Annotated in this window: 15 protein-coding genes and 1 pseudogene; 7 read left to right on the top strand and 9 right to left on the bottom strand. The window is 48.2% G+C overall.

Annotation, left to right across the window (positions count from 1 at the left end):
* Positions 1-29: 29 nt before the first annotated feature.
* The 5 genes from VRC33_RS10990 to VRC33_RS10970 are packed head-to-tail and all read right to left on the bottom strand — an operon-like array spanning position 30 to position 4,803.
* Complete coding sequence (locus VRC33_RS10990; RefSeq protein ID WP_338563788.1) at positions 30-716, bottom strand: transporter substrate-binding domain-containing protein; 687 nt, start codon at positions 714-716, stop codon at positions 30-32.
* Positions 700-2,085, bottom strand: coding sequence for an MFS transporter (locus tag VRC33_RS10985; RefSeq protein ID WP_338563785.1), 1,386 nt, complete (start codon positions 2,083-2,085; stop codon positions 700-702). The genes VRC33_RS10990 and VRC33_RS10985 overlap by 17 nt, the downstream gene beginning before the upstream one ends.
* A 26-nt stretch (positions 2,086-2,111) precedes the next feature.
* A complete protein-coding gene (locus tag VRC33_RS10980; RefSeq protein WP_338563782.1) occupies positions 2,112-2,987 on the bottom strand; it encodes an amidohydrolase family protein in 876 nt (291 codons plus the stop codon).
* A gap of 32 nt (positions 2,988-3,019) precedes the next feature.
* Entirely contained in the window at positions 3,020-3,676 is a 657-nt protein-coding gene (locus VRC33_RS10975; protein ID WP_338563780.1) for an aspartate/glutamate racemase family protein, read from the bottom strand.
* Positions 3,677-3,732: 56 nt separating this feature from the next.
* Positions 3,733-4,803, bottom strand: a complete 1,071-nt coding sequence (locus tag VRC33_RS10970) for an isocitrate/isopropylmalate dehydrogenase family protein (protein WP_338563777.1) — start codon at positions 4,801-4,803, stop codon at positions 3,733-3,735.
* A gap of 378 nt (positions 4,804-5,181) precedes the next feature.
* Between VRC33_RS10970 and VRC33_RS10965 the strand changes: the two genes are divergently transcribed.
* Together VRC33_RS10965 and VRC33_RS10960 are read left to right on the top strand one after the other, a co-directional pair.
* Entirely contained in the window at positions 5,182-6,453 is a 1,272-nt protein-coding gene (locus tag VRC33_RS10965; RefSeq protein WP_338563774.1) for an SLC13 family permease, read from the top strand.
* Positions 6,454-6,547: 94 nt separating this feature from the next.
* Positions 6,548-7,750 carry an MFS transporter gene (locus VRC33_RS10960; protein ID WP_338563771.1) on the top strand — a complete coding sequence of 401 codons (1,203 nt, stop codon included), beginning with the start codon at positions 6,548-6,550 and terminating at the stop codon, positions 7,748-7,750.
* A gap of 105 nt (positions 7,751-7,855) precedes the next feature.
* Here VRC33_RS10960 and VRC33_RS10955 read toward each other — a convergent pair whose 3' ends face one another.
* Positions 7,856-8,476 (bottom strand): LysE family translocator, encoded by a 621-nt coding sequence (locus VRC33_RS10955; protein ID WP_338563768.1) that lies wholly within the window; start codon positions 8,474-8,476, stop codon positions 7,856-7,858.
* Positions 8,477-8,685: 209 nt separating this feature from the next.
* Positions 8,686-10,650, bottom strand: coding sequence for a sigma 54-interacting transcriptional regulator (locus tag VRC33_RS10950; protein WP_338563766.1), 1,965 nt, complete (start codon positions 10,648-10,650; stop codon positions 8,686-8,688).
* Between the two features lie 224 nt (positions 10,651-10,874).
* Between VRC33_RS10950 and VRC33_RS10945 the strand changes: the two genes are divergently transcribed.
* From VRC33_RS10945 to iolE, 5 genes are all read left to right on the top strand, one after another.
* Complete coding sequence (locus tag VRC33_RS10945) at positions 10,875-11,882, top strand: Gfo/Idh/MocA family oxidoreductase (protein WP_338563764.1); 1,008 nt, start codon at positions 10,875-10,877, stop codon at positions 11,880-11,882.
* 13 nt (positions 11,883-11,895) lie between these two features.
* Positions 11,896-12,675 (top strand): TIM barrel protein, encoded by a 780-nt coding sequence (locus VRC33_RS10940; RefSeq protein WP_338563763.1) that lies wholly within the window; start codon positions 11,896-11,898, stop codon positions 12,673-12,675.
* Positions 12,676-12,793: 118 nt separating this feature from the next.
* Positions 12,794-14,191: a sugar porter family MFS transporter gene (locus VRC33_RS10935; RefSeq protein ID WP_338563762.1), complete on the top strand. Its 1,398-nt coding sequence runs from the start codon at positions 12,794-12,796 to the stop codon at positions 14,189-14,191.
* A gap of 41 nt (positions 14,192-14,232) precedes the next feature.
* Positions 14,233-14,670, top strand: coding sequence for a PTS sugar transporter subunit IIA (locus tag VRC33_RS10930; RefSeq protein WP_338563759.1), 438 nt, complete (start codon positions 14,233-14,235; stop codon positions 14,668-14,670).
* A 95-nt stretch (positions 14,671-14,765) separates the two neighbouring features.
* Positions 14,766-15,662, top strand: coding sequence for a myo-inosose-2 dehydratase (iolE, locus tag VRC33_RS10925; protein WP_338563757.1), 897 nt, complete (start codon positions 14,766-14,768; stop codon positions 15,660-15,662).
* 283 nt (positions 15,663-15,945) lie between these two features.
* Here iolE and VRC33_RS10920 read toward each other — a convergent pair whose 3' ends face one another.
* Both VRC33_RS10920 and VRC33_RS10915 read right to left on the bottom strand, forming a co-directional pair.
* Positions 15,946-16,344 carry a DUF4440 domain-containing protein gene (locus VRC33_RS10920; protein ID WP_338576997.1) on the bottom strand — a complete coding sequence of 133 codons (399 nt, stop codon included), beginning with the start codon at positions 16,342-16,344 and terminating at the stop codon, positions 15,946-15,948.
* Positions 16,307-17,140: pseudogene (locus VRC33_RS10915) on the bottom strand (MFS transporter); the annotation flags it as partial. The pseudogene VRC33_RS10915 and the gene VRC33_RS10920, both read right to left, overlap by 38 nt.
* Between the last annotated feature and the right edge of the window lie 23 nt (positions 17,141-17,163).

Raw genomic sequence — 17,163 nt, 5'->3', positions numbered from 1 at the left:
GTTCTCCAGAAGAGAACGCTGTACCGGGTTCAGGGCTCAGCAAGGTTTCTCTCAATGATCTCGCTTATGACGCCATTGTCCTGCCACTTATGCAAACAGTGGCTGATTTCATTACAGAGCTGCTCATTCTTACGGGGTACACAAATTGCCTGAAAAATCTGACCGAAATTATCCGGCAGCACGCGAAAACCGCCGTTGTTGCGGGCTGCCTGTTCCAGAGGCTGACGAATTCCGGCAGCCATATCCCCTTCTCCATTAAGAAACGCATCAATAGCCGCCTGTGAGGAAGCTAACCGGCAGAGCGAAGCCTGCTTCAATTCCCGGGTCAGGAAAAGATCGTAGGCTGCGCCTTTACCAACATTAATAATGACACCCGGTTTGTCCATCCCGGTCACGCTTTGCCAACGGCTGTTCTGCCTGACCAAAACGGTGCCTTCAATGGTGATATAAGAGTGAGTGAACCGCAGCACTTCTTCACGCCTGGGATCTATTGCCAGAAAGGCAACGTCCCAACAATCGTTACCGGCATCGTCCACCACCTTCCCCGCGGTTGGATAAGTGACGAAGTGCGCGACTTTCCCCTGTTCTTCCGCGATTTTGTGCGCAATCTCAACTGTAATCCCGGCGGGTTGTCCGTTGGGCAGTGTTTTGGCTAACACGGCGTTTCCGAGGTTTATGGCAAAACGTAGTGGTAAGGCGTTATCGGTGGCTGACATGCGGTTCTCCCGTTAATTCGTTATCCTGGCCCTGCTTTGGCGTTTCAAAATTCAGGCGTTGGATTTTTCCGGCCACAAACAGATAACAGCACAGATTGAGGAAAGCGCAGACGCCGACAAAAATCAATGCGCCATTGAATGAACCGGTATCTTTAATGATGTAGGCAATAATGATTGGCGTGAAGATCCCGGACACGTTTCCAATCATATTAAATAAGCCGCCGCTCAGGCCTACAGCCTCTTTAGGGGAAAAATCGGAAACCACGCACCACCCCATTGCACCAAACCCTTTGCCGAAGAAAGCCAGCGACATGATGCCGACCACAATCCACGCCGAATCTACGTAATTACAGATCACCATGCTCACGGCCAGCAGCATACCGATAACAATGGGGGTTTTACGTGCTGCAGACAGACTGAAACCCCGTGCCAACATGTAATCGGATAACACGCCACCCAGCAGCGCCCCGGCACAGCCGCAGAGCGCAGGCAGTGAAGCAATAAAGCCCGCTTTAAGGATGGTCATGCCACGGTCATGTACCAGATAAACCGGGAACCAGGTCAGGAAAAAGTATGACAGCACGGTAAAGAAGAATTGCCCCATATAAACGCCCAGCGCTAACCGGTTAGTCAGCAATTTGCGGGTGTAGCCTTTGCCAACATTATCGCCTTTTTTACTGGCCTTCATGTTAGTCAGTCCACCGCCGGCCTGGATATATTCAAGTTCAGCATCATTGACCAATGGATGAACTTTTGGCGTATCGGTGAGTACCCGCGTCATCAGCAACGAAACCAGAATGCCCGTCACGCCCATGAACCAGAACACCGATTCCCAGCCAAACGAATAAGAGAACCAGCCCATCAAGGGTAAGAAAACCACCAGAGCAAAATATTGCGCTGCGGTAGTGAATCCCGAGGCTTTACCGCGCTCTTTGGCCGGGAACCAGGCGGCAAGAAACCGGGAGTTCGCCGGTAAGGTGGGTGCCTCAATCAGCCCCATCATAAAGATGAAACCGAACATCAGTACGCGTGTCACCCAGATGTTGTCGAAAGAGGTGCTAAAACCAACCAGGAAGACAAACAGAGACCAGGTGAAAACGCCTGTCACCAGCACTTTTTTGGAACCGTAGCGATCCAGTAACCAGCCGCCTGGATATTGTCCCAGAACATAGGCCCAGGTAAAGGTTGAAATCAGATAACCGAGCGCGACAATATCCAAGCCAGCAGATTTCACCATATCCGTACCGGCAATAGAGAAAGTCGCTCTGTCGCCATGATTTATTGCAATACTGAGAAACACCATCAGCAAAATCATATAACGATAATGCGTCGGTCGGTTCTTTTTCACTGTAGAATTCAGAGTAATCATAATATTCGGCCTTTTCTGGCGTACGATTAATTAAATCGGTAAAGTTCAGCCGGGTTAGCCACAAATAACTTGCGTCGAACCTGATCGTTATGCGCCCAGTGGTATATTTTCGATAATATCAATGCATCATCTGGCATTTTTTTATTGGCACTTATCAAATTGGGATGTGGCCAGTCACTTCCCCATAAAACACGTTCAGTGGCTTCACGAAATAAGCGCGTAATTAAAGGCGCCATATCAGACACATCATTTCGTTGTGACTGATGATAAAGCGCAGAGAGTTTTACCCAGCATCTGCCTTTTTCAATCAGCTCCCACGCCAGCGTCCAGCACGGGTGTGCCATCGGGTCAGGCTGCGGCAGCCGGAAGTAGTGATCGATAACCAGATTGCCAGGGATCTGAAGCAACACAGAACGCAGTTGCCACAGTTGATCGGCAGTGGCATGGATCTGCACATGCCAGCCACGTTCTGCCACGCGGTGCGCCACGGGTAACAGCATCTCAGGGGGCGTTACGTTGCCTGCTCCGAGATTGAAACGAACACCTGTAACACCAGCCTTCTCCAGCGCATCCAGTTCTGCCTCAGTGACAGCTTCGTTTACCACAGCTTCACCGCGCGCGTTCGCGCCAAAAGCCCGCAGCGCATCGGTCAGGCAACTGTTATCGGTTCCATAAGATGAGGGTTGCACCAGAATATGACGAGAATGTCCCAGCCAGTTTTTAAACCGCTGGTAATCGTTGACGGTCGCGTCAGGTAAGTTACGCGTGTCATTCGCGGCATAGGGATAACGTCGGTCATAGATATGATGATGGCAGTCACAGCTATTTTCAGGCAATACGATCTCAGGCAGGTGTGAAATATGGCTATACTTCACCTCCGCCGAAATATCTCTGCTTTCCACGATAATGCCTTTTTAACTTGAAAGAGACTGGATTAATCAGCCATTACTATTTTCAGTTTTGAAACGGCCGCATGCGGACTGCTTAATACCGGACACTTCACCGCTGACTGAACCTGGTGCCAGGCAATGGCCATCGAGAAGTGCGCAAGGAGAATGGCATCGGCATCGCTGTGTTCACGTGCCGTCTGCACGATCAACTGGTTATGCCGTTCTTCATCACCCTGCTCAAGTGCATCACGCGCTCCTTCGACCAGAATGCTGGTAAGCGTGGCTTCAGAAGAACTTTTGCGCGCCAGTTCTTTGAATTCAGACTCCATCCCCGCAATAGCGGGAGCAAAGGTTGCGAGCATGACAATATTTTTACCCTTCACTAATGCCGCTTCAAACATGGCTTCATTTGGCTTGAGTATGGGAAAGCTGTTTTTGGCTGCGCTGGCATCAATAGCTTCACCAAAAGCTGAACAGGTAAACAAAACTGCCCCGGCATGAATGCTGCCAGCATAGTCCACCAGTGAATTAATCCTCTGATACAGAGGATCGGTCAATACAGTGACTTTGCGGCGGTCAACGCTTAGCGCGTCATCCAGCAGGTTACTGATTTCAGCTTCTGGCCACAGGTCAGCAAAAGCCTGGTTAATGGGCTCAACAGCCAGCGGAGTGGCGTGGATTAAAACAATACGTTGATTCATCTTCGTCTTCCTAAAAGCAGGCTGCCGCTGAAGTGCGGCAACCCTCTGACGCTAAATCAGGCGCGAATGGATGCAGCCACTTTCTCAGCAAAGGCTTTAGTACCGCACTTGCCGCCCAAATCAGGTGTACGGGTGTCCGGATTTTCCAGCACTTCATCAACTGCACGGTTGATCTCTTCCGCGGCTTTCAGGAATTTGGGCTGATTATGTTTCTCTGCGTACCACTGCAGCATCATCGCAACGGACAGAATCATAGAGACAGGATTAGCTTTGTCCTGATTCTGAATATCCGGCGCTGAACCGTGCTGGGCCTGCGCACAGCAGTGGGTGTCGCTGGCCATGATGGAACCGGCCAGGCCGAGGCTGCCTGATAATTCGCTTGCCAGGTCGCTGATGATGTCGCCGTAGAAGTTAGTGGCAACCAGCACGTCGAAGCGCTCCGGGTTACGCACCAGGTGCGCAGTGGAGGCGTCAACTAACAGATCGTCCAGTTCAACTTCCGGGAACTCTTTTGCAACGTGGCGCACAGCCTCAAGGAACAGACCATCGGTCATGTGGAAACTGTTAGCCTTATGAATTGCCGTCACTTTTTTACGACGCTGCATCGCCAGCTCAAAGGCTTTGCGTGCAATACGCTCAGAACAATGACGGGTGATTTTACGGGTCGAAAGCGCCATATCCGGGCTTGGCATCACTTCACCCCAGCCGCGAGTCATGTTGCGGTCTGGGTAGAAGCCTTCGGTTGCTTCACGCATGATCACCAGATCCATTGATTTACCTTCCTTCATATTAGAAGTCAGGAAAGGACGGGTGCGCGCAGGACGTACGTTTGCATAAAGGTCCAGACCGATACGGAAGCCGGCAGAAACATTACGTCCTCCTTTTTCCGGTGCAGGATAATCAGCATGGGACTGTGTGCCCAGGATAATGCCGTCATAAGTTTTAGCACGGTCAAGAGATTCCTGACGCAGAGTGGTACCGTGTAATTCCAGGCTTTTAAAACCTACGTCTTCATAATCGAACTCAAAGTTCAGACCATAGGCTTTATCCAGTGACTCCAGCACGCTTACCGCAGCAGAAGTGATCTCAGGGCCGATACCGTCACAAGGCAGAACCAAAATACGCATAAATACTCCAGATAGATGATTTGTTTTCGATTGCATTTTTATACCAAGAAATGCACCTAGTGCAAGGTGATTGAGATCACATTTTTGATACAAAAAAGACACATCGCCATATTCTCCTGTTTAATCATCAGGTTAGGTAAAGCCTGTTCGGGTCAGTAATTTGGTCGTCAGAGTGACAGGTACCTTCAGATACCCACAAACCTGCATTTGTTAATAAATAACCCCATTTATGTGATCTGAAGCACAAAACAACACGCGGATCAATTGCACTTCTTTACACATAAAAGCAATATAAACCGGAACCGTTACCCCTGACACTTTTGACTGCGGAAATAGTAAGGATAAGTTATGTCACTAATGCTTATTACTGGCATTGTCATGTTTGTTATTTTGACATGGTGCTTATTGAAAAATAAGTTCCCTCCCAGTGTGCTTTTTATTGTATTACCGACGGTCGCTGCACTGGTCTGCGGGTTTGGCTTTAAGGAGTTGGGTGAATATGTTGCATCAGGCTTGAAATCGGTGGTGGGCACCGCAACGCTGGTAGCCTTCAGTGCGATGTTCTTTACTCTGATGAAAGAAGCGGGTGTGTTTGACGTTATTGTACGCTTTATCCTGCGCTTCGTTACGCAGTCAACTTTTTCTGTTCTGCTGGCTACGCTGGTTATAGCTTCAGTATGTAGCCTGGATGGTAATGCGTACGCCACCCTGCTGGTGACTGTCCCAGCGCTGTTGCCCTTGTATGAAAAAATGAATATCAGCCGAAAGACCTTGTTGATGCTGGTTACTGTGGGTGTCGGCGTAACGGGTATTACCCCGTGGGGAGGATCGCTGAACCGCGCCATTGCCGTGACGCATCTTGATATCCTTGACGTCTATTACAAACTCATTCCTCTTCAGGCCGTACTGTTTGCGCTCGGCGTTATTCTCTGCTGGTACATGGCCAGAGTGGAAAATAAAAGCGGTTCAGGGATCGGCAAAGAAGCCTTCCTGCTGATGCGTCAGGAAATGCTATCGAGCAAAGGCGACCATAATCCCTGGCTGTTACGCGCTAACTTTGTGTTGGTGATTGCCACAATTGTTATCCTGGTTTCGGGTTTAGTCGCGGGTAATTTCCTGTTTATGATCGCTTTCTCGCTGGCGGTGATGATCAATTATCCTGATGCTAAAAAAGCACAGCAGAAAATCAAAGATTATGCGCTGACTATCTTCCCGGTCATCGTGATCTTCTTAACCATTGGGGTATTCGTCGGGATATTACAAAATACGGGGATCATTAAAGTATTAGTAAATGAACTCGCAGCCGTTCTGCCCTCAAGTTTAGGACCCTACCTTTATATTATTCTGGCTGCTTTCAGCGTTCCGATTGTTATTCTTATCGGTTCTGATGCATTCTATTTTGCGCTTCTTCCTCTCGCTGTCGGACTTGGGCAAAGCTTTGACATATCGCCACTCCATGTCACCATCGCTATGCTTATTACCGAACAGATAGGTTTGCTGTTAAGTCCGGTTATACCGGCAACGCATCTTGGACTGGGGCTGCTAAATCTCCAGGTCGGTGAGCATATTCGTCACTCTATGGTGAAAATCTGGATCATGAGTGTGTGTGCTCTGTTAGCCGCTGTTGTTCTTGGCATTATTCCTGTGTGATGAGGATTGGTACTACGCTATGTTATCCTGGTTGTAGAGATCTCCTGGCGGTGACCGTCGAAAAAATTCAACCGGTTTTATTAAGGGTTAAGATGTGAATAAAAATATGTACCGTCAGATCGGTGTACTTGCAGGTTCTCAAGCTATTTTTCAGACGGCTTCCGTGCTGGTGGCTACCATAGGCGGACTGGCAGGAGGTCAGCTGGCTCCTTCTCCGGATTATGCCACTCTGCCAGTAGCCACCATGTTTTTAGGCACGGCCGTGATGACTTTCCCTGCGTCACTCTGGATGAGTAAGGTCGGGCGAAAGAGGGGCTTTTGTGCAGGGACGGTTGCCGGAATAGTGGGCGGCATCTCCGGCGCCATGGGTCTTATAACCAGCTCTTTTTTCCTGCTCTGTTTTGGAACATTTCTGGTCGGAGTATACCAGGCCTTCGCTCAGTTCTACCGGTTTGCAGCCAGTGAGGTTGCAACGCCTGCTTTCAGACCGAAAGCAATTTCACTGGTAATGGCGGGGGGTATTGTTGCTGCGTTGGCTGGCCCTCTTCTGGCCCAACTGGGAAGCAACCTGTCAGCAGTGCCTTATGCTGGTTCATTTGCCCTGCTCATTGTTATCTCGCTGGTGGGCCTTCTGACCTTAACCCGCCTGAAGACAGATGAACCGGTCTCCACGCAGATGAATGCCATCTCCGGAAGACCCTGGCATACCGTTATCTCTCAACCCGCCTATCTTATTGCCCTTTTCGGCGCGGCCACAGGCTACGGAATAATGATCCTGGCAATGACCGCGACACCCCTTGCCATGATGCACCATGATCATCCTCTTGCTGAAACATCCATAGTCATACAGTTACATGTGTTGGGTATGTTTCTTCCCTCATTTTTTACCGGCAGGTTGATTGAACGTTTTGGTGTTATCAGCATTATGCTGACGGGGATTTTATTTTTTATCGTTCACATTTTACTTACGCTTACCGGAACGGGATTTGCTTCATTTGCAGGCGCACTGATTTTTGTCGGTCTGGGATGGAATTTTCTCTATATTGGCGGGACCACTCTGGTCACTACCACGTTTTCCTCTGCGGAAAAAGGTGTGGCGCAGGCGGTCAATGATATGACGATTTTTGTGGTGGGGCTGGCGTGCTCACTCTGCGCTGCCGCGCTTCTTAGCTCGATAGGGTGGGAAAAAATGAATCTGATGCTGCTGCCCTGGTTAGCGGTAACTACCCTGACGCTTTTATGGCTTGCGATGCGTCGTCGCAAGTTGGCTTTAACCAGAGATGCTGCCGTTAAATAAGTAAAACGCATCAGTGTAAAAATGAGATTGAGTGATGCGAATCCGTTCGCATCACTCTGGCTGTAAACAAAAGACTGACTTAACCCCTGATTTTTTCAGCGCTGTCTAGCGCTTACTGAACGCCAGCCGGGCTGCAAACAGCAGAAAAATCATCCCGGTTGTGCGATCCAGCCAGCGGATAACTTTCTCTTTACGCAACAAAGCTGCCAGCGGGCGCGTCGCACCAATCAACATCATCGACCAGATAATGCCAATCACCATATGAATACTCACCAGTGCAAAAGTCCAGATAACGGGCGAGTGCCCCTGTGGAATAAACTGAGGTAAAAAAGAAACATAGAAGATGCCCACTTTAGGGTTCAGGGCATTGCCGAGAACGCCTTTCAAAAACCAGTTTTCAGCCGGTTTATTGGAAGTCTCTGCCACTGCGAACTGCTTCCTTGGACGCAGCAACATATTTATGCCCAGCCAGCTCAGATAAGCTGCACCGCAGTACTTCAGAATGTCATAGGCAAGTTCGGAAACAGCCACCAGGGCTCCTAACCCGAAAGCCACTGCTACGCCCCATATTAAGCAGCCGGCACTGATACCAAGCGCAGCGCGAACAGCCTGTTTTCTTCCTTCCACAGTGGCGGTTCGCAATACCAGGGCAGTATCCAGGCCTGGGGTTAAGGTTAACAGCACTGCAGCAAAACTAAACGCCAGAAGCGCATCCATGATGGACATAACAACATCTCCGGGTTATTAAAATGACGTATTCATGCTCGGTCACAGCCGATTTTGATTTAAGGCCTTATTATAGTGATTTTGCTCCCCAGGGTCATGGTTTTTCATTTCATAAAAGCAGACAGAGGGAGATAAAATTAAGTGATTTTTGAAATCAATTATTTTAAATAAAATCATCGAATTTGAATTCATATGGGGTAAAAGCCTTATCATTTACGAAAACTCTCAACATCAATAGAGTAGCGTTTGATTTTGTTATAGAGTGCCGTACGCGAGAGGTTCATGGCCAGCGCAACCTGACGAAGATTGCCATTCTTTTCTAAAAGACATAATTCAATTAAATACTTTTCCCCTTCCTGAAGATTATATCTTACTGCTGAAGGATGACTTTTTTTATTATCCGGACGGGTAGCATGTTGGATATCATCAGGTAAATCCTCCAGACCAATGACAGAACTTTCGGTCATATTGATTGTTCTCTCAACAATATTTTCAAGTTCACGTACGTTCCCCGGCCAGTTGTGGGCTTCCAGTGCACGGATCGACTCAGGTGTAAAATGCGAAGGATCTTTCCCCAGCGACCGGCAAACTTGCTCACTAAACAGTTGGGCTAACTCCGTTATATCCTCCGTTCTCTGCCGGAGTGGAGGTATCAGCAAGCCAATAACATTCAGACGAAACCAGAGATCGCGGCGGAAGGCGCCATGTTCCACATCTTTCTTTAAATCACGATTAGTTGCAGCAATGATCCGGACATTAACTTTCACTGAACGGTCACTCCCTATGCGGGTAATCTCACTCTCCTGAAGCACCCTTAATAAATTGGTTTGTGCCTCTAACGGCATGTCACCTATTTCATCAAGAAACAATGTTCCCCCATCGGCGAGTTCGAACTTACCTGCTGCCCCTCCCCGTCTTGAGCCGGTAAAAGCCCCGTCTTCATAGCCAAACAATTCACTCTGAACTAAATCCCGGGGTATAGCGCCGCAGTTTACCGCAAGGAAAGGACCATTATTACGCTGGCTGACGTTATGGATGGATTGTGCGAAGAGCTCTTTGCCTGTTCCACTCTCTCCCATCAGCAGTACCGTGCTGTCGCTTTTTCCCGCAATGCGGGCTTTACGTCGAATATCCTGCATGACTTTTGACTGGCCGAGAATCATGTCGAAATGGTAGCTGGCTTTGCTGCCCATAACCTTATGGGTGATGTCGCGAATACGGCGATTTTCTCTTAGCGAGATCACTTTGCCGCCGTCATGAGTTAAGACAACGGAGATCAGACAATTTATGGGGTTTTTCAGCACGGGGCAAAACGTTACATTACGGTCTTTACATACAGGAAGTTCCTTTAAAGAACCCGTATCAAGAAGCAATATGTTATCGATATCATCACCTTCCTTAGCTTCCACAATATCCATAACTTTCAATGCGTAGCGATTAAACTGACGAACAGTGCCCGTTGGCGCTAAAACAATAACCCCTTCATTAATGGATTCCAGAACCGATTGCTGCTCACCCACCACCCTTCGGAGAATCAACTGCTGTGCTATCGCCTCGGCAGCTGCCTGTACGGTGCCCACAGTATGGTAGTGAAAGTAGCCGGGATTGGCAGTTAACGTCAGTACAGCGATTGTTTTTCCATGCTCATCTCTGACTGGGGCTGCCGCACAATGTTTACCGCGAGCACGCAGGGAATATTTGTAGTTTTCTTCACTAAGCAGGTAAACCAGATGGTTTTCACTCAGGCAGCGACCTGTGCAGTTGGTGCCCAATATCTCCTCCCTGAGTAAGCTGCCCACAGGTGTTATATCCTGACCACAATAACAGAGAGTCACGCCATCGGCGTCTGTGAGGTTGATGTGACCGTCAGGATTATAAGTGAGTAAATTAGTCATAATGTCCCGAGCCGTAATGATCAGCTGGGCATTTTTCTGCAAAATTGCTTTTAATTGAACGGCATCAGCAAATTGATATTTAAAAACTTTACCTGTGATCCCCTGGTCACGACTCCGCTGCCAGGAAGCATAAACAGTTGACCTGAGTCCCACAGGCTTAACACCCTGTTCAAAGGCTTCCCAGAATCTGTGGACATCTTCAGCCTCTTTGGTGGCACTCTGTTCATTATTGAGTCTTGCGATAAGCTCCCATTCTTCATTTCGGTCATCCCCTTCCATGTAAACCCCTTGAAATTTTCTCTGAACAGTATGTCTGTTTTATAAACATGTTAACTTTACATGTAAACTATGTGAACATTTTATTTACATATAAATTTTATAAAAATCATTAAAAACAGCAAGTTAATTTTTGGCATACTAATTGCTTATCTATAGCAGCGATAAAAATAAACATGTTCATAACGATAATCACACGCTCTTAACCCTGTAGAGAAGGAGGATATATGGCAGTTCAAAATATCGTACGCGTAGGCCTGATTGGTGCAGGCCGTATGGGAAGTTTCCATGGACAAACAGTAGCCCAGCTTATTCCAGGAGCGGTATTGGTAGCAGTAGCCGATCCGGTACCGGGCGCTGCAGAAAAACTCGCCGCGACGCTTGGCGCGGAAAAATCCTATACCGATCCTCAGGCTTTATTTGCAGATAACGATATTGATGCTGTTGTCATTGCCTCACCCGCCCGCACACATGCAGAACTGGTGATTGCGGCGGCAAAAGCTGGCAAAGGCGTATTTTGTGAAAAACCTATGGCTGTCACGCTGGATGAAGCGGACCGGGCCATCAATGCGGCAAAAGAGGCCGGGGTCGTACTGCAGGTAGGCTTCAATCGCCGGTTTGTAAGCGGTTTTGCCGCCGCCTTTCAGGATATCAAAGCGGGCAAAATTGGTATCCCTCAGTTAATGCGTTCAGTTACCCGCGATCCTGGTCTTGGTGACCCGACCCCAATCCCACAGTGGACTATTTTCCTGGAAACCCTGATCCACGATTTTGACATTCTGCTCCACCTGAATCCCGGGGCAAGACCGGTACAGGTATATGCAATGGCTGATGCCCTGGTTCGTCCGGATTTCAAAGATCGCGGACTGCTCGATACGGCGGTGGTCAATATTCGCTTCGACAACGGTGCCATTGCTACAGCGGAGGCAAATTTCCAGGCCGTCTATGGTTACGACGTACGGGGCGAGGTTTTTGCCAGCAAAGGAATGGTTCAGGCAGGCAATATAAATGTTAACAACTGCGTACGTTACACCGCAGAAGGCATCTCGGTTGATACAGCCCGCAAAGATACGGATTTATTACGTGATGCCTATGTTGCAGAACTGACAGACTTTGTGCGTTGCGTTGCAACTGGAGAGACACCTAAAGCAACCGGGCAGGATGCACGTAATGCGCTCGAAATTGCCCTGGCCTGTATTACTTCTGTCGTGCAGTCAAAACCTGTCACCCTGTAAGGAAAAACGTTCTATGCCTCATTACACACTTTCAGTTTGCGCCGAAATGGTATTCCTGGATTTACCCTTTATTGAGCGGGTTCAGCGCATCCATGCCATGGGGTTTGGCGTGGAAATCTGGGACTGGACACAAAAGGATATTGCCCAGCTGGCGTCCACAGGCGCACGTTTCACTTCAATGACGGGGTATATATGTGGCAACCTCACGGATGATGATGAAATCGGGGCACTGCTTCATAGTGCCGCTGAGTCAATTGCCGTGGCTGAACAGCTAAATTGTCCCTCTCTCAATCTCCATGGAACAGGCCTGAACAATGTTGGACTCCCCGTTAAACCTGTTGAAGTGGTTACGGGGGCGATGTGGCTGAAAGCAAAACAGACTCTTGAGAGCCTTGCAGCTTTAGGGGAAAAAGCCAATCGGGTCTTTACGCTGGAAAATCTGAATACCGCGGTTGATCACCCCGGAACACCCTTTGCAAAAGCAGACGAGACCTTAGCTCTGGTACAGGCTGTTAACAGTCCGTGGCTAAAAATGAATCTTGATCTCTATCACGCTCAAATTGGTGAGGGAAACCTTATTGAATTAATACAACGATGCGGTAGCAATATTGGTGAGATTCAGGTTGCCGATGTTCCGGGGCGAAAAGAACCCGGCACAGGTGAAATTAATTATAAAGCAATAGCTCAGTCACTAAAAAATATTAATTACGCGGGTGTGGTGGCACTGGAAGGCTGGGCATCCGGTGATTCTGAAAAAGCGCTCCATGCATTCCGCGAAGCCTTTACTGTATAAAATAAAAATTAATTATTAATAACGGAATCCCCCCTGATCCTTCAGGGGAGGATTCAGGGGTTAAATTTTATTGTGTATTTTTAATATATCCGAATACCAGAAATAAAAGGTGAACATTATGTCATTGGCAATGAACCTCAATGGACAGCAAAAGAAACGATTGCATCAGGTAACCCTGGCTGTAACGTTTGGCGGTTTACTCTTTGGTTATGATACAGGTGTTATTAATGGCGCATTTACCTCCCTTAAAGTCAGCATGGCACTGACCTCCTTTACTGAAGGTCTGGTGATGAGCGTACTCTTGATGGGGGCGGCAATAGGTGGAATATGCGGCGGCATTTTTGCCGATTATTTTGGCCGCCGAAAATACCTGTTATATCTGTCCGTTCTGTTTCTTGCAGGGGCACTGATGTCAGCGGCCTCACCAAACCTCACCCTACTTTTAATTGCCCGTTTTATTCTGGGTTACGCCGTTGGAGGGGCCTCAGTAACTGCACCTACCTTTATTTCAGAAGTTGCCCCTACTGAAATGCGGGGCAAGCTGACCGGAATAAATGAGGTGGCCATTATTATCGGAATGTTTCTGGCCTATTCAGTTAACGCCTTTATTGGCTACTTCTGGGGACATTTGCCTGAGGTGTGGCGCTACATGCTGGTTGTGCAGGCCGTTCCTGCTCTCTGCCTGTTAGCAGGTATGCTCCGTGCGCCGGAAAGTCCACGCTGGTTAGCCAGCAAAGGACGGCATCAGGAAGCTCTGGCCATCCTGAAACAAATTCGTCCTGCAGCCCGTGCGGAAAAAGAAATTGATGATATTGTTAAACTTCTTCAATACGAAAAAGCCAAAAAGCAGCATTCTCACAGTTATCTGAAAACTATCACAACAACGCCATGGTTGATGAAACTGATCCTGGTGGGCATTGTCTGGGCTGCTCTTCAACAAACCACTGGCGTGAACGTCATCCTTTATTACGGAACTGACATTCTTAAATCAGCCGGGTTCTCCGAGCAAACCGCGTTGATATGTAATGTTCTGAACGGGGTTTTTTCGGTCGGTGGAATGTTATTTGGCGTCCTGTACCTGGTTGACAGATACAAAAGAAAATCGCTTATCACTTTTGGTTTTATCGCTATGGCAACCCTGCACCTTATCATTGCCGGAGCCGACTATTATCTGTCAGGTGATATGAAGGCCACAGCGATTTGGCTTCTGGGTGCACTGTTTACCGGCATAATGCAATGTACTATGGGTTTCCTGACCTGGGTCGTTCTGGCTGAACTGTTCCCTCTGAAATATCGCGGATTTGCTATGGGAATTTGTGTATTTTTCCTCTGGGTCACCAATTCAATTGTCAGCTACCTGTTCCCGTTGTTAGAAGCAAAAATTGGGTTGGGATCGGTGTTCCTCATCTTTGCGGTAATCAATTACCTTGCCATTATTTTTGTGGTCAGGGCACTCCCTGAAACGTCCAATAAATCTCTGGAGCAGTTGGAGATGGAGTTATCTGCCTCCAGATAGCGTTAAAACATCTCTTAGTGATGTTAATGAGGAATGAATTTATGATTGAAAATATGACCCCAGACAACCTTCATATGGATTGCCGCGCGAAAAACAAGTCAGACGTTATTGCGATGGTGGGAAAGACATTTTTGGATAAAGGTTATGTCAGTCAGGAGTGCATCACATTTCTTCATGAGAGGGAGAAACAGGTGTCCACTTTTCTGGGGAATGGCATTACCCTTCCCCACCTGCCTAAAACGGCAACCAATATCATTCTTAAAACAGGCATTGAGATTTTTCAGTTCCCGGACGGAGTGATATGGGACAGGAGCAACGTCATGTTTATTACCATAGGGGTAATAGCCCGGGAAAAAGAGCATATCGATGTTCTTCGTGAAGTGGCATCTATTTTCAGCGATGAGATTATTGCTAATGCACTTTCAATAATATCAGGTAAAGATGATTTTCTGCGAATTCTTAATCAGGTGAACGAATAAGGATGATTGATGATTATTCAAAGGTAACCGCCGCTCATCATACAAATTGACGGCAGAATTATCGGGCAGAAAAACAGTCATCTGAGGAGTTTTTAATGTCACTAAAAGAACGAATTCGCGTTGGTGTGAGTCCGCTGTCCTGGACTAATGATGTTCTCGAAGATCTGGGTGGTGAAATTCCACTTCTTACCTGTTTGCGTGAAGCCGCGCTTGCTGGCTACCAGGGCATTGAGCTGGGCAGAAAATTCCCGCGCACTCAGCATGAGCTTCAGCCTTTGCTGGATGAGGAAGGCCTGCAGCTCGCATCGGGTTGGTTTAATGGTTTTCTTGCTGAAAGATCGGTAGAAGAGGAACTTACTGCGGTACATGAGCATGCTCAGCTATTAAATGCCTTAGGCTGCAAAGTCTTGGTCTATGGTGAATGTGGAGCAATGCCGGGTGAGGCGCCTCTGGATCTCCCTTTATCTGCTTCACCTGCATTAGAACAGGTTAGTCTTGAAGAGTATGCCGCTAAGCTTTGCCTCTTTGCAGAGAGACTCTGGCAACGCTACGCCCTGAAGTTAGCGTATCACCATCATCTGATGATGCTGGTAGAAAAGGATGAAGAAGTGAAAGCCTTTCTGAAGGCTACGAATGACCATGTTGGCATTGTTCTGGATTGCGGTCATGCCACTGCGGCTGCCGTAGATATCAGCTGGATAATCGATCATTACGGCCATCGCATTGTTCATCTGCATTTGAAGGATGTCCGTGGCGATATACTGGATGCCGTGCTCAGTCAGGATAAAAGTTTTAACGAAGCGGTCAGAGAAGGCCTGTTTACGGTCCCGGGGGAAGGCATTGTCGATTATCAGCCCGTGCTGAATTTCCTGCAAAAATCGTCATACAGTGGATGGATAATCATAGAAGCGGAGCAAGACCCCCAAAAAGCCCCCTCCTTTGAAACAGTTGTCCGGGCGCGTCAATGGGCATTGCAGAATGTGGGACTTTAACTCTTACACTAGCTGAACTGCCAGATGTGTGAGCATAAGAGATTGTCATTACAGACTCAAAAGGGAAGCTTTTTCAAACAGATCGCCTGCAGGCGATCTGTTGATAAAGGCTTACTGCATACTCCCGACCTCTTCCATCCGGGATTACATTGTCCTCTGCGCTCACCGGCGAAGGCGTCGTTACAGGGGATGCTTATGGCTGGCTATCGCACAATCCTGCAGGGACTTCGATCACCAGCGCTTTTTTTCCGGCAAGCTCCATTAGCGGTAGTTTCTCACCCTTTCACGTATTTTTTTCGGGCAGCGCAGTTTCATGAAGATGCCGCCAGATAATCTGACCTTCACATAATTCAAATACCACGGTAGAGAACCGCAATGTGGCACTTTGCCCGGGAAGCTGCTGTTTTTCCTGATACGTCACCGTTGCACCATCAGCACTTTCGGCAATCAATTGCATATTCATCACTTCAATCAGCAGCCCCTTTTTTGCACCACGCTGCGCGCGAAAAAAAGCACTTAACGCAGCAAAATCGAGCAAGGCACCGCCCGGCGTCACCATTGAATAGACCGGACTGAAGCGAGCCAGTAACTTCTCGCATACCTCTGGGGCAACCTCAGAATGCCCCAGCCAGTTACCAATAAGCTCATGAGCCTCTGAAACTTCCTGAAAATAACGATTCATTTTTTTCCTGAATAAGTGTGATGACATTTTGGTTAGAAATTCGCAGGCAACACGCTATGGGGATGGCAATGCTACAGGCGGCTAATATAAAGCAAAGATGAAAAGCCTCGTTTGCCGGAATGCCGGAGTTCAGCATCAGGTTGAGGAGTAAGCTTATTATGGTGACGCCAAAGCAAAAGCTGAGCTGCCGGTTAATATTCCACAGGGCACTGGCATCAGCCAGGCCACTGTCGGCTATCTGAATGAAAGCAGAGCTTTGTGCCGTGCTGCTGCATAAACTGCTACCGAACCCCATGAGTGTGTAAGCCAGCACTGTCGTGAGTACGTCACCAGCATCACCGATGGTTGCCAGTAATCCAATGCCTGCTCCCTGAACCAGGCAACCGGCAATAAACAGAGGACGCGGACCAGTATGGTTAAACTTTCTACCAGTCAGGCTGATTGCTGCAAATGAAGCCAGCGCCCAGGGGATCATCATTGTGCCTACCATCGTGGCACGCATGCCAAGTTGATTTTGCAGGTAGAGCATCGCAATGAGGCTAACCCCGGTAAAGATGCCTGGAATAAACTGGTAAATCAGCATCGCAGTTTGCAACAAAGGATCCTTTACCAAACGCAGATTAAGTAAGGGATTTGCTTTATTCAAAGCGCCACGCACATACCAGATTAAAGAGAGGGTGCCAGCGATCAATAACGCTGCTCCTTTCAGCGTCTGATCAGCCTCACCGAGATAAGTCAGTCCCAAAAGAAACAAAGTCAGCGCCGCGCAGGCACTCACTAATCCGGAAAGATCTAACCGCATGACGCCCTTAACCAGCA

The sequence above is a fragment of the Erwinia sp. E_sp_B01_1 genome (genome assembly GCF_036865545.1).
Classification (GTDB): domain Bacteria; phylum Pseudomonadota; class Gammaproteobacteria; order Enterobacterales; family Enterobacteriaceae; genus Erwinia.
The sequence above is the reverse complement of the archived record's forward strand: the minus strand, read 5'-3'. Positions and strand labels throughout refer to the sequence as shown.

What these genes read in the sequence shown, in the direction of transcription:
- VRC33_RS10975 (WP_338563780.1), bottom strand. Translation starts at nt 3,676, where the DNA reads ATGAATCAACGTATTGTTTTAATCCACGCCACTCCGCTGGCTGTTGAG.
- VRC33_RS10955 (WP_338563768.1), bottom strand. Translation starts at nt 8,476, where the DNA reads ATGTCCATCATGGATGCGCTTCTGGCGTTTAGTTTTGCTGCAGTGCTG.
- VRC33_RS10950 (WP_338563766.1), bottom strand. Translation starts at nt 10,650, where the DNA reads ATGGAAGGGGATGACCGAAATGAAGAATGGGAGCTTATCGCAAGACTC.
- VRC33_RS10990 (WP_338563788.1), bottom strand. Translation starts at nt 716, where the DNA reads ATGTCAGCCACCGATAACGCCTTACCACTACGTTTTGCCATAAACCTC.
- VRC33_RS10935 (WP_338563762.1), top strand. Translation starts at nt 12,794, where the DNA reads ATGTCATTGGCAATGAACCTCAATGGACAGCAAAAGAAACGATTGCAT.
- VRC33_RS10940 (WP_338563763.1), top strand. Translation starts at nt 11,896, where the DNA reads ATGCCTCATTACACACTTTCAGTTTGCGCCGAAATGGTATTCCTGGAT.
- VRC33_RS10970 (WP_338563777.1), bottom strand. Translation starts at nt 4,803, where the DNA reads ATGCGTATTTTGGTTCTGCCTTGTGACGGTATCGGCCCTGAGATCACT.
- iolE (WP_338563757.1), top strand. Translation starts at nt 14,766, where the DNA reads ATGTCACTAAAAGAACGAATTCGCGTTGGTGTGAGTCCGCTGTCCTGG.
- VRC33_RS10920 (WP_338576997.1), bottom strand. Translation starts at nt 16,344, where the DNA reads ATGAATCGTTATTTTCAGGAAGTTTCAGAGGCTCATGAGCTTATTGGT.
- VRC33_RS10965 (WP_338563774.1), top strand. Translation starts at nt 5,182, where the DNA reads ATGTTTGTTATTTTGACATGGTGCTTATTGAAAAATAAGTTCCCTCCC.
- VRC33_RS10985 (WP_338563785.1), bottom strand. Translation starts at nt 2,085, where the DNA reads ATGATTACTCTGAATTCTACAGTGAAAAAGAACCGACCGACGCATTAT.
- VRC33_RS10945 (WP_338563764.1), top strand. Translation starts at nt 10,875, where the DNA reads ATGGCAGTTCAAAATATCGTACGCGTAGGCCTGATTGGTGCAGGCCGT.
- VRC33_RS10930 (WP_338563759.1), top strand. Translation starts at nt 14,233, where the DNA reads ATGATTGAAAATATGACCCCAGACAACCTTCATATGGATTGCCGCGCG.